This is a genomic window from Clostridium thermobutyricum DSM 4928, from assembly GCF_002050515.1.
GTDB classification, from domain to species: Bacteria; Bacillota; Clostridia; order Clostridiales; family Clostridiaceae; genus Clostridium; species Clostridium thermobutyricum.
The window spans coordinates 24,131-36,899 of the sequence record NZ_LTAY01000035.1 but is presented as its reverse complement, the minus strand read 5'-3'; the positions used below and the strand labels follow the sequence as shown (position 1 = coordinate 36,899).

At 27.3% G+C, this 12,769-nt stretch carries 12 protein-coding genes and 1 riboswitch; all 12 genes read left to right on the top strand.

The features are described 5' to 3' along the window. Positions 1–198 precede the first annotated feature (198 nt). The 12 genes from glgB (at position 199) to cbiG (ending at position 12,768) form a co-directional block, all read left to right on the top strand. On the top strand, positions 199–2,079 hold the full coding sequence (glgB, locus tag CLTHE_RS16955; protein WP_207651197.1) for a 1,4-alpha-glucan branching protein GlgB: 1,881 nt from the start codon (positions 199–201) through the stop codon (positions 2,077–2,079). A 12-nt stretch (positions 2,080–2,091) separates the two neighbouring features. Further along, positions 2,092–3,519 carry a glycogen synthase GlgA gene (glgA, locus tag CLTHE_RS16950; RefSeq protein WP_207651196.1) on the top strand — a complete coding sequence of 476 codons (1,428 nt, stop codon included), beginning with the start codon at positions 2,092–2,094 and terminating at the stop codon, positions 3,517–3,519. A gap of 113 nt (positions 3,520–3,632) precedes the next feature. Further along, positions 3,633–4,847, top strand: coding sequence for a glucose-1-phosphate adenylyltransferase (locus CLTHE_RS06770; RefSeq protein ID WP_080022577.1), 1,215 nt, complete (start codon positions 3,633–3,635; stop codon positions 4,845–4,847). Positions 4,848–4,976: 129 nt separating this feature from the next. Next, a riboswitch (cobalamin riboswitch) is annotated at positions 4,977–5,163 on the top strand. Positions 5,164–5,343: 180 nt separating this feature from the next. Further along, complete coding sequence (locus CLTHE_RS06765; protein ID WP_080022576.1) at positions 5,344–6,195, top strand: sirohydrochlorin cobaltochelatase; 852 nt, start codon at positions 5,344–5,346, stop codon at positions 6,193–6,195. Beyond that, complete coding sequence (locus CLTHE_RS06760; protein WP_080022575.1) at positions 6,170–7,468, top strand: cobyrinic acid a,c-diamide synthase CobB; 1,299 nt, start codon at positions 6,170–6,172, stop codon at positions 7,466–7,468. Before CLTHE_RS06765 ends, CLTHE_RS06760 begins: the two co-directional genes overlap by 26 nt. A gap of 2 nt (positions 7,469–7,470) precedes the next feature. Continuing rightward, positions 7,471–8,094: a precorrin-8X methylmutase gene (locus CLTHE_RS06755; RefSeq protein ID WP_080022574.1), complete on the top strand. Its 624-nt coding sequence runs from the start codon at positions 7,471–7,473 to the stop codon at positions 8,092–8,094. Between the two features lie 4 nt (positions 8,095–8,098). Further along, positions 8,099–9,193, top strand: coding sequence for a cobalt-precorrin-5B (C(1))-methyltransferase CbiD (cbiD, locus tag CLTHE_RS06750; protein ID WP_080022573.1), 1,095 nt, complete (start codon positions 8,099–8,101; stop codon positions 9,191–9,193). Next, on the top strand, positions 9,190–9,789 hold the full coding sequence (cbiE, locus tag CLTHE_RS06745) for a precorrin-6y C5,15-methyltransferase (decarboxylating) subunit CbiE (protein ID WP_080022572.1): 600 nt from the start codon (positions 9,190–9,192) through the stop codon (positions 9,787–9,789). Before cbiD ends, cbiE begins: the two co-directional genes overlap by 4 nt. Positions 9,790–9,798: 9 nt before the next feature. Further along, positions 9,799–10,377 carry a precorrin-6Y C5,15-methyltransferase (decarboxylating) subunit CbiT gene (gene cbiT, locus CLTHE_RS06740; protein ID WP_080022571.1) on the top strand — a complete coding sequence of 193 codons (579 nt, stop codon included), beginning with the start codon at positions 9,799–9,801 and terminating at the stop codon, positions 10,375–10,377. 1 nt (position 10,378) lies between these two features. Beyond that, positions 10,379–11,044 carry a cobalt-factor II C(20)-methyltransferase gene (locus CLTHE_RS06735; protein ID WP_002597258.1) on the top strand — a complete coding sequence of 222 codons (666 nt, stop codon included), beginning with the start codon at positions 10,379–10,381 and terminating at the stop codon, positions 11,042–11,044. A 9-nt stretch (positions 11,045–11,053) separates the two neighbouring features. Next, positions 11,054–11,800, top strand: coding sequence for a precorrin-4 C(11)-methyltransferase (gene cobM / locus CLTHE_RS06730; protein ID WP_080022570.1), 747 nt, complete (start codon positions 11,054–11,056; stop codon positions 11,798–11,800). Continuing rightward, a complete protein-coding gene (gene cbiG / locus CLTHE_RS06725; protein ID WP_080022569.1) occupies positions 11,800–12,768 on the top strand; it encodes a cobalt-precorrin 5A hydrolase in 969 nt (322 codons plus the stop codon). The genes cobM and cbiG overlap by 1 nt, the downstream gene beginning before the upstream one ends. Position 12,769: the final 1 nt, after the last annotated feature.

Sequence of the window (12,769 nt, the reverse complement as noted above, 5' to 3'; positions counted from 1 at the left end):
GACTTAAGAGAAAATAAAATATTACAGAAAAAAATTGAGAATTATTAGAATATGTAAAATAACATAGTTTATTAGAGAAAATCAAAAATTATAACCCGACTTTAAAAAATATACAAAAAATTGAAAAAAATGGTATAATAAAATGCATAATATACATTTTATTTTTATATAAATTACAGTAAGGGAAAGGAGATGGCAATGTTGTTTACAGAATATGACAGCTATCTTTTTCATAAAGGTAAGCATTCAAGTTGCTATAACTTTATGGGAGCTCATATAAAAGTTGAGAACAAAAAAAGAGGAGTTAGATTTACTACTTGGGCGCCAAATGCAAAAGAAGTAAGTGTAATAGGAGATTTTTCAAATTGGAAAACAAGAGAAGAGTTTTCTTTAAAGAGAGAAACTGAAAATGGAATATGGACAGGCTTTATACAAGGAATTAAAAAAAATACAAAATATAAGTTTGTTATAAAAGATAAATATGATAATTATTTTTTAAAAGCTGATCCATATGCAAGATTTTCAGAGATTAGACCAAATACAGCATCAATAATAAGAGCAAAAAGTAATTACAAATGGACAGATATAAATTGGTGGAATAGAAAAGTTATTAATCATTATGATAAACCAATAAATATTTATGAAATGAATTTAGGTTCATGGAGAAATAAAGATAATAAATTTTTAACATATAAAGATTTAGCAAAAGAATTACCAATTTATTTAAAAGAAATGGGATATACTCATGTAGAATTTATGCCGCTTACAGAGCATCCTTTAGATCAATCTTGGGGATATCAAACTACAGGATTTTATTCTCCAACTAGTAGATATGGAGATGAAGATGATTTAAGAGAATTAATAAATTCTCTTCATAAAGAAGAAATAGGAGTCATATTAGATTGGGTTCCAGGACATTTTTGTAGGGATCAACATGGATTGGCATTTTTTGATGGAACTCCTACTTATGAATATGAAGAAGAATGGAAAGCAGATAATAAAGGATGGGGAACTTTAAACTTTGATTTGGGAAGACCAGAGGTAAAAAGTTTTTTAATATCTAATGCGATATATTGGATAAAAGAATTTCATATAGATGGACTTAGAGTAGATGCGGTTACAAATATGATTTATTTAAGTTATGGAAGAAATGAAGGGGAATGGATTAAAAATGATGAAGGAACAGATATAAATAAAGATGCAGTTAAATTTATTCAAGAATTAAATACAACTATAATAGAAAAATTCCCAAATACTATTTTATGTGCAGAAGAAGCCACAACTTTTGGAAAAGTTTCATTTCCTGTAAAAGAAGGAGGATTAGGTTTTCATTTTAAATGGAATATGGGATGGATGAATGATACATTGGAATATATAAAAATAGATCCAATTTATAGAAAATTTAATCATAATAAAATGAATTTCTCTATGCTTTATAACTATAGTGAGCATTTTATTCTTCCACTGTCTCATGATGAAGTTGTTCATGAGAAAAAAGCGATGGTAGATAAAATGTGGGGAGATTATTGGAACAAGTTTGCAGGTCTTAGAAATTACATGACATATATGATAGGGCATCCAGGGAAAAAGCTTATTTTTATGGGAATGGAATTTGGTCAGTTTTCTGAATGGAGAGAATGTGGTGAATTAGATTGGCATTTAATAGAAGAATTTAAGATGCATAAAGATACACATAGATTTTTTAAAGATTTAAATAAATTTTATATTGATAATCCAGCACTTTGGGAAAAAGATTATGAAGTTGATGGATTTAATTGGATTGAAGCAGACAATGGAGAACAAAGTATATATATTTTTATGAGACAAGGTACGAAGAAAAAAGATACATTAATATTCATATGTAATTTTACACCTGTATACTATGAAAATTATAAAATAGGGGTTCCTTTTAAAGGAAGTTATAAAGAGATATTTAATTCTGATAAAAAGGAATATGGAGGCTCTGGTCAAATTATGGACAAAATTATAGTAGCTAAAAAAGAAAAGTATCATAAAAGAGATTGGAGTATAGATATTAAGGTTCCGCCAATGGGATCAATAGTTTTAAAAGTAGAATAAGGGGGAGAAGATATGAAAATATTATTTTCTGCAACAGAAGCATACCCATTTATAAGAACTGGAGGATTAGGAGATGTAATAGGAGCCTTAAGTAAAGAGCTTGGTAAGTTGGGAGAAGATGTGAGAGTAATAATTCCAAAATATAAAGGAATTAAAGAAGATTTAAAAAATAAAATAAATTATATAAAACATATATTTGTAGATGTTGGATGGAGACATCAATATTGTGGAATAGAAGAGCTTAAAGTAAATAATGTTCAGTTTTACTTTATAGACAATGAATATTACTTTAACCGTGATAATTTATATGGTTATTATGATGATGCTGAAAGATTTGCTTTTTATGATAGAGCAGTTCTAGAAATATTAAAAGCTATAAATTGGTATCCAGATATTATACATTGTAATGATTGGCAATGTGGTATGATACCTGTTTTATATAAGCTTGAATATAGAAATAAAGATGAATATCCAGATATAAAATTTATTTATTCAATTCATAATTTACTTTTCCAAGGTAATTTTGGGAAAGAAGTTTTAGGAGAGCTTTTTGGATATGATTTACAACAATTTAATAATGGAGGTTTATCTTTTAATGATGGAATAAGTTATATGAAAGGTGGAATAAATTATTCAGAAAAAGTTTTAACAGTTAGTTATACTTATGCAGAAGAAATAAAAACACCGGAATATGGTGAATGTATGGATGAGTTATTAAGAAATAAAGGGGGAGATTTAAAAGGAATTTTAAATGGAATTGATTATGAAGAATATAATCCTTTAACAGATGAATTAATAGAAAAAAGATATGATATAGATTCTATTGAAAACAAAATGGAAAATAAATTAGCTTTACAAAGAGAATTAGGATTAGAGGAAAATAAAAATATACCTATCATATCAATAGTATCAAGATTAACATCACAAAAAGGAATTGATTTAATTAAAGAAATTATAGATTGTGTATTAACTAAAGAAGTTCAATTTGTTGTCCTTGGAACTGGGGAATGGGAATATGAAGAGTTCTTTAAAGGATTGGAAAAGAGATATCCTAATAAAGTAGCTACTAGAATTACCTTTGATAATAAGCTTTCACATAAAATATACGCTGGATCAGATATGTTTTTAATGCCATCAAAGTTTGAGCCTTGTGGATTAGGTCAATTAATAGCTTTAAGATATGGAAACGTTCCAATAGTAAGAGAAACTGGAGGATTAAAAGATACAATTGAAGCTTACAATAAATTTGAGTTTACTGGAAATGGATTTAGTTTTTATAATTATTCTTCAATTGAACTTAAAAACTGTATTTTTGAAGCTTTAGAAATATATAAAAGAAAAGATGAGTGGAGTAATTTAATTAAAACAGCTATGAGTTGTGATAATAGTTGGAAAAAATCATCTTTAGAATATAAAAGAATTTATGAATCATTTTTTTAGAATAAATTTCTATTATATTAAAAAGAAATGTAGTATTAGTTAAGTTTATCTATGGGAAAAATTAGAATTTAGAGAATTAAGAGAGAAGAAAAAGGATATAAAAGGGTGGATTTATGAATAATAATCGTGAAATTGTTGGAATGATATTAGCTGGAGGACAAGGAACAAGATTAGGAGTGTTAACAGAAAGATTAGCAAAACCAGCTGTTCCATATGGAGGAAGATATAGATTAATAGATTTTCCTTTAAGTAATTGTGTAAATTCAGGAATAGATACAGTAGGAGTAGTAACACAATATAAACCAAAAGCTATATATAAGCATATAGGAAATGGAGAAGCGTGGGATTTAAAAAAAGTTGATGAAACTGGGATAAGCTTTTTACCACCATATACTGAGGAAGATAAGGATAATTGCTATACTGGTACAGCTAATGCTATTTATCAAAATATAGAATATATAGATAAATATAATCCAAAATATGTTTTAATTCTTTCAGGAGATCACATTTATAAAATGGATTACACAGAAATGTTAGATCATCATAAAAAAATGAATGCTGATGCTACAATAGCAGTATTAGAAGTTCCAATGGAAGAAGCAAGTCGTTTTGGAATAATGAACACAAATGAAGATAGTACAATTTACTCATTTGAAGAAAAACCAAAAGAGCCAAAAAGTAATAAAGCTTCTATGGGAATTTATATTTTTTCATGGGATATATTAAAAGAATATTTAATTAAAGATGAAAGATTAAATAGTTCAAGTCATGATTTTGGAAAAGATGTAATTCCAGCAATGCTTAAAGATGATAGAAAAATGGTTTCATTTTCATTTAAAGGATATTGGAGAGATGTTGGAACAGTAGAAAGTCTTTGGCAAGCAAATATGGATTTGCTTAATAATGAATGTGAGTTAAGTATAAATGATAAATGGAAAATTTCTTCTGCTAATGTACCGGATTATGATAAATGCCAAATAAGTAGAACAGCAATTATTAAAAATTGTATTTTAGGAGATAATTGCGAAATAGAAGGTTGCATTGATACAAGTGTTCTTTCTAAAGGAGTAAAAGTTGGTGAAGGATCCGTAATAGAAAATTCAGTTATACTTGAAAATACAATAATAGAGCCTCATGTTATAATAAGCAATGCTATTATAGGTGGAGACTCTATAATAAAAGAAGGTTCTGTAATAGTTGAAAGGGAAAGTATTACAGTAGTTGGTCCTAAAAGAATGGTAAGTCAGAATACTGAGCTTGAAAAAATAGAAATAGAAAAGATAAAGGATATAAAAAATAAAGAAATAGAAAATAAAATTTTAGTTTAATTAAGAAGATTAAATTAAAATTTAACCTCTTTAAATATTAGAAATTTTTTATTATATTATAAATAATATAAATATAGGTATATTATAATTATATTTGAATTATTATTGATTAACATTTATAATTAAGTTAAAAATGAATAGATAAAAGGTTCTTAAATTTATTTAAGATTAAAAGGGAAAATGGTTAAATTCCATTACAGCCCCCGCTACTGTAATTGCAGACGAAACTCTAAATACCACTGAGAAATTTTCTTGGGAAGGTAGAGGATTAGGATGAAGCATAAGTCAGGAGACCTGCCTTTTATAAAACCATGCTTCGGAGGGAAGATTAGGAGAAACGGAATTTATTAAAATTAGATTTTAATAGAGTTTTCTTTTAGCACCCTTTTATAGGGTGCTTTTTTATTTTGAAAATTATAATAAAATTCTTAAAGAAATAATGGTTATACATAAATTTGTTTGAAATCTAAAAATTAATAAACTAAGGAGATTAAGAATGAAAAAAGCTATTATTGTTGTAAGTTTTGGAACAAGCTATCAAGGTGCATTAAAAGATTCAATAGAAAAAATTGAAAATAGAATAGAAGAGGAATTTAAAGATTACGATTGTTTTAGAGCTTTTACATCTCATATGATTATAAGAAAGATGGATAAAGTTTATGGAATAAAAGTAATGACTCCAGAAGAAAGATTAGAAGAACTTTATAATTTAGGATATGAAGAAGTTATAATGCAACCTCTTCACATAATTCCTGGAGAAGAATTTGATTATGTAAAAAATGTTGCTGAAAGCTATAAAAATAAATTTAAAAAAATAAAAGTTGGAAGACCAATATTTTATTATCAAGGAATTGAAGGTGTAGCTTTTGATTATACTCTTTTTATTCATTCAATAAAAGATATATTAGATAAAAATGAAAACATAGTAATGTTTGGACATGGAACTTCTCATCCAGCAAGTGCTACTTATAGTTGTCTTCAAGTTGTATTACAAGAAGAAGGATATGAGAATGTTTTTGTTGGAACTGTTGAAGGTCATCCAACTTTTGAAAGTGTAATAAAGAGATTAAAAAATAAAAATATAAAAGAAGTGCTTTTAGTTCCACTTATGGTTGTTTGTGGAGATCATGTTTTAAATGATATGGCTTCTGATGAAGAGGATTCATGGAAAAGTATATTAGAAAGTGAAGGAATAAAAGCAAATGTATTCTTAAAGGGCCTTGGAGAAATTGAAGCTTTTAGACAGCTTTATGTAAATAGAATTCACGATATCATAAATGATACATATTTAGGAGTTGGTGAAACAAAGAAAGGATTAAAAAATGAAAACCTTAGTAGTGTCATCTAATTGTAGTGGAGGAGGAAAGACCACAGTAACTCTTGGATTAATGAAAGCTTTAAAAAATAGAGGGTATAAAGTACAAGGGTTTAAATCAGGACCAGATTATATAGATCCTGCATTTCACAGTAGAATAACAGGTGTAAAATCTAGAAATTTAGATCTTTTTCTTATGGGAGAAGAAGGTGTAAGAGAAGCTTTTAATAGAGGGGAAGGAGATTTTGCAATTGTAGAAGGAGTTATGGGTTTATATGATGGAAAAGGAATAAGTAGTGATTATTCAACATACAGTACATCAAAAACTTTAGATAATGCTCCAATTATACTTGTTATTTCTCCTAAAGCTCAAAGTTTAACTCTTTGTGCTGAATTAAAAGGAATACTAGAGTTTAGAGATGCAAATATAAAAGGTGTAATTTTAAATAATATAAGTAAAAGTTATTATGTACTTTTAAAAAAAATAATAGAAGAAAATTTAAATATAAAAGTATTTGGATTTATAGAAAAGAAAGAAGAATTAATTATTAAAAGTAGGCACTTAGGATTAATTCAAAGTTCTGAAATAGAAGATTTAGAAAATAAAATAGAGATTTGTGCAAATTTAATAGAAGAAACTGTTGATTTAGATTTATTAATAGATAATTTTAAAGATGTTAATTTAGAAAAAAATGAAAGTTTTTTTAAAATAAGTGGAAAAAAGAGAATTGGAGTTGCTTTTGATAAAGCTTTTAGCTTTTATTATAGAGAAAATTTAGAGATTTTAGAATCATTAGGTGAGGTTATATATTTTAGTCCTATTAATGATAAGGAGCTTCCTAAAGATTTAGATTTTCTTTATATAGGTGGGGGATATCCAGAAGTATTTAAAGAAGATCTTAGTAAAAATAAAACAATGTTAAAAAGTATAAAAGAAGCTTTAGAAGAGGGACTTCCTTGTTATGCAGAATGTGGTGGACTTATGTATCTTACTAGAGAAATTGAAGGTTTTGAAATGGTAGGATTTTTTGAAGGTAAGAGTTTTATGACTAATAGATTAAATAATTTTGGATATGCAGAAGTAAACTTTAATGGAATAAAAATAAATTGTCATGAATTTCATAAATCTAAAACAGAGTCAAAAGAAAAAAAGATTTATAATGTAAGTAAAATAAATTATAAAGGTGATTTAAAAACATGGGAATGTGGATATGAAAAGAAAAATACTTTAGCTGGATATCCACATATACATTTCTTTGGAAACAAAGAATTTTTAAAATATATACTAAGAGACAAAGAGGAATAAATATGAGTTATATAAAAAATCCAATGGAAATAGAAAATAGAAGTTTTGAAATAATTGGAGAAGAAATGGGAAGCCATAGCTTTTCAGAAGAAGAACTTAAAATAGTAAAGAGAGTTATACATACAACAGCAGATTTTGAATATAAAAATTTAGTTGATATAAGTAAGACTGCAATAGAAAGTGCGAAAGAAGCTTTAAAAAATAACCCAACAATATATACAGATACAAATATGGCTCTTTCAGGAATAAATAAAAGAGCACTAGAAAAATTAAATGGAAAAGCAATTTGTTATGTAAATTTACCAGAAGTTCATGTTGAAGCAAAAGAGAAAGGAATAACACGTTCAATGGCAGCTGTTCATAAAGCTTGTGCTGATAATGTTGATATTTTTGTTTTTGGAAATGCCCCAACAGCTCTTTTTAAATTAAAAGAACTTATAGCTGAAGGAAAAGTAAATCCAAAGCTTATAGTAGCTGTTCCAGTAGGTTTTGTAGGAGCAGCAGAAAGCAAGGAAGATTTAGATCAATTAAATATTCCATACATAAGAGTTAAAGGAAGAAAAGGTGGAAGCACAGTAGCTGCTGCTATAATAAATGCTTTAATGTATATGTGCGTAGAGAGATAAAATTATGCTTGATTTATATGTTCAAAGTGGTGGTAAAAAATTAAGATGTGGATTTACAACAGGTTCTTGTGCAGCAGCAGCTTCAAAGGCTGCAACTTATATGCTTTTTCATGAGGAAGATTTAGAATATGTAGAAATTGATACTCCAAAAGGAATTAGATTAAATATAAAAATTAATTCTATTTATAGAGGAGAAGATTTTGTTCGTGTTTCTGTTATAAAAGATGGTGGAGATGACATTGATGTAACAGATGGAATAGAAATATTTTCTACAGTAAAAAAAATAGAAGATGGTTTCTTTTTAACTGGAGGAGAGGGAGTTGGATTTGTTACTCGTGATGGTCTTTCAGTAAAAAAGGGAGAATATGCTATAAATCCTGTTCCAAGAAAAATGATAGAGAAAGAAGTTTTAGAGGTAATTGATAAAGATTATGGTGTGCATGTAACTATAAGTGTTCCAGAAGGAAAAGAAGTAGCTAATAAAACTTTTAATCCAAGACTTGGAATAGAAGGTGGAATTTCTATTTTAGGAACTACAGGAATAGTTGTTCCTATGTCAGAAGATGCAATAAAAGAATCTATTTTAATTGAAATAAAGCAAAAATCAAAAGTTGGAGAAAGAATAGTTTTAACTTTTGGAAATATAGGTGAAAGATGTGCAAAGGACTTAGGCTTTACAGAAGATGAAATAGTTATTATTTCTAATTATGTAGGATTTGCACTTGAAAGTGCAGTTTCTCAAAAAGTATCAGAAATAATTTTAGTTGGGCATATAGGAAAGCTAAGTAAAGTAGCATATGGTTGTTTTAATACTCATAGTAGAGTCTCTGATGTAAGACTTGAAGTTATAGGGTTAGAACTTTTTCTTTTAGGATATGATAAAGATTTTGTAGAAAAAGTTATGAAAGAAAAAACAAGTGAAGGTGCAGTAAAGCTTTTAGGGGAAGGTTATGAGCATTTGTATAAGACTATTGGAGAAAAAATAGTAAATAGAATGAATATATATACTTACAATGAAGTAAAATGTAATGCTGTAATGTATAGCGGATATTCAGATTACAATATACTATATAACTCTTTAGAGGAGGAAAAAGTGTGATTTATATAGTTGGAATAGGGCCAGGACATAAAGATTATATGTTAAATAAATCTATAGATATTTTAGAAAATTCTGATATAATAATAGGTTTTTCTAGAGCCATAGATTCAATTAATTTTATAGATGTAAAAAAAGAAAAAATAGATTCTTTAAAAGGAATATTAGAAAAATTGAAAAATTCTGATGAAAATATTTCTCTTGTAGCTTCAGGAGATCCAAATTTTTTTGGAATAGCAGAATATATAAAAAAGAATTTAGATAAAGATATTTCTGTAATACCTGGCATAAGTTCTTTTCAATATTTAACAAGCAAATTAAATAAATCTTGGAGTAATGCATATACAGGAAGTATGCATGCTAGAGAAGGATATTTTTTAGAAAAAATAAATGAAAATAATTTAAGTATATGGCTTTGTGATAAAAAAAATACTCCCGTAGAGTTATGTAGAATTTTAAATAAAGAAAATATAGAGTGTAAAGTTTTTATTGGAGAAAAACTTTCTTATGAAGATGAAAGAATAGTTTTCGGAAGTCCAAAGGAATTTTTAAATGAAAGCTTTGGAGATTTGAGTATTCTAATAGTAGAAAGAGTTTAGGAGAAAAAGATGATTTTAATAAAAGATAGTGAATTTGTAAGAGGAGATTGTCCTATGACTAAAGAGGACATAAGAGCTCTTTCAATATGGAAAATGGATTTAAGTGAAGATTCTAAAGTTTTAGATGTTGGAGCAGGAACAGGAAGTATAACAGTTCAAGCCTCTAAAATAGCACATAAAGGAAAAGTATATTCAATAGAAAGAGATATTCATGCAATAGAAACAACAAAAAAAAATATAGAAAAGTTTAATTGTAAAAATGTTATTTTAGATGAAGGTAGTGCAGTTGAAATTTTAGATAAATATATAGAAGAAGGATTAATATTAGATTCTATATTTATTGGAGGTTCAGAAGGTGACCTTGAAAAGATAATAGAAAAGTCTGATAAACTTTTAAAAAATAATGGAGTAATAGTAATGAATTTCATAACTTTAAATAACTCATATATTGGAATAGAAAAAGTTAAGCAAATGGGTTATAAGTTTGATGTTTCATTAGTTAACATAAGCAAAAATAGAGGACAAAGCTATATGATGATTTCTAATAATCCAATTTATATAGTTAAGTGCATAAAAGGAGAAAAATAATATGGCTAAATTATATGGAATAGGTGTAGGACCTGGAGATACAGAACTTATTACAGTTAAAGGTGTGCGTGCAATTGAAGATAGTGATGTTATAGTAGCACCAACTGGAACAGAAGGTGGAGAAAGTATAGCATTAAATACTGTTAAGGAATATATAAAACCTGGAACAGAAGTAGTTATAAAACATTTCCCAATGGGTGGAAAAGGAAAAGAAATAAAAGTAAAAGAAGCATATGATTTTATAGAAGAGAGATTAAGAGAAGGAAAAAATGTAAGCTTTTTAACAATTGGAGATCCGTTTGTTTATAGTACATATATTCATCTTTTAAAAAACATGGAAGAAAAGAATTTTAAAGTTGAAACAGTACCAGGAATTACTTCTTTTTGTTCAGCAGCAAGTATAGTTGGACAAACAATAGTAGTTGGAGATAATAGATTAACAGTTATGCCAGCAACAAAGGTTCATGAAATAACAGATGAAAAATATGTAGTAATAATGAAAGTATATAAACGTGAAGAAGAAGTTCTAAATGCTTTAGAAGAAAAAGGATTTAAATATGTTTATGTAAGTAGAGCAGGTAGAGAAGGACAATTAATTTTAGAAGACAAAGAGGAAATATTAAAAGTTAGAGATTACATGTCATTAATATTAGCAAATAGAGAGTAGGTGGATTTTATGGTTTATTTTATAGGAGCAGGGCCTGGAGATGTAGATTTAATTACAGTTAAAGGAAGAGAAATATTAAAAAGAGCAGATATAGTTATATATGCAGGTTCTCTTGTAGCAAAAGAACATATGAGTTTTTGCAAAGAAGATGTAGAAATATATAATTCAGCAAGTATGACTTTAGATGAAGTCATAGGAGTAATAGAAAAAAATAAAGATAAAGAAATAGTTAGACTTCACACAGGTGATCCATCTATATATGGTGCTATTAAAGAGCAAATGGATGAATTAGATAAAATAGGAGTTTCATATGAAGTTGTGCCAGGAGTAAGCTCTTTTGTTGCAGCAGCAGGAGCTATAAAAAAAGAATTTACATTGCCTTCAGTAACTCAAACTGTTATTTTAACAAGAGTTGAAGGAAGAACTCCAGTACCAGAAACAGAAGATTTAGAAAAATTAGCATCTGTAGGAGCTTCAATGGCTATATTTTTATCTATTAGTATGATTGATAAAGTGGTAGAAAAACTTAAAAAAGGTTATGGAAGAAATGTTCCTATAGCAGTAGTTGAAAGGGCTACATGGGAAGATCAAAGAATTCTAATAGGAACTCTTGATGATATAAGTGAAAAAGTAAAAGAGTGTGGAATAAAAAAATGTGCTCAAATTCTTGTTGGTGATTTTATAAATTGTGAATATGAAAAAAGTCTTCTTTATGATAAAAGCTTTTCTCATATGTTTAGAAAAGGACAAGAGTAATGCTTTGTGTAATTAGTGTAACTAAAAAAGGAGATTCTATAGCTAGAAAAATAGGAAAAGAGTTTAATGGAACTCTTTTTCTTAAATCAGAAATGGAAAATTTCAAATTAAAAGAAGTTACAGAAAAAGCATTTAATAATTTTTCTACAATAGTTTTTGTATCTTCAACAGGAATAGCAGTTAGAGCTATAAATGGATTTATAAAAAAGAAAGATGTAGATCCTGCTGTTATAGTTGTAGATGTATGTAGTAAATTTACAATTAGCCTTCTTTCAGGACATCTTGGTGGGGGAAATTATATTACAAATAAAATTGCAAAAAAGTTAGGAAATACACCAGTTATAACTACAGCAACAGATAATATGGATAAAGATGCACCAGATGTTTTAGCAATGGAAAATAATTTAAAAATTGAATCTTTAAAAAAAGCAAAAGAGATTGCAAGTCTTCTTGTAAATGATGGAGAAGTTTTCTTTAAAGATGATAAAAAAGAAATAAAACTTCCAAAAGGATATAAAGAAACAGAAGAATTAAAACCATGGACTCTTTGGATAACAAATAAATCTAGAGAAGAGGATTATGTTTTAAAGTTAATAAGAAAAGATATAATTCTTGGAATTGGTTGTAGAAGGAATACAGAAAAAGAAAAGTTAAAAGAATTTGTATTTAATACTTTAGAAAAATTAGGGTTAAGTATAGATAGTGTAAAAGTTATTGGTTCTATAGATTTAAAAAAAGATGAAAAGGCAATTTTAAATTTAGGAGAAATATTAAATGCAGAACTTAAATTTTTTACGAAAGATGAAATAGCAAAAGTTCATCATAAATATGAAGGTAGTGATTTTGTAGAAAGAACTACTGGAGTTAGATGTGTTAGTGAACCAGTTGTTGAGCTTTTAGGTGGAAAAATAATTAGAGAAAAAGAAAAGCTTAATGGAATGACGCTAACAGTTGGAATTTTAAATTAAG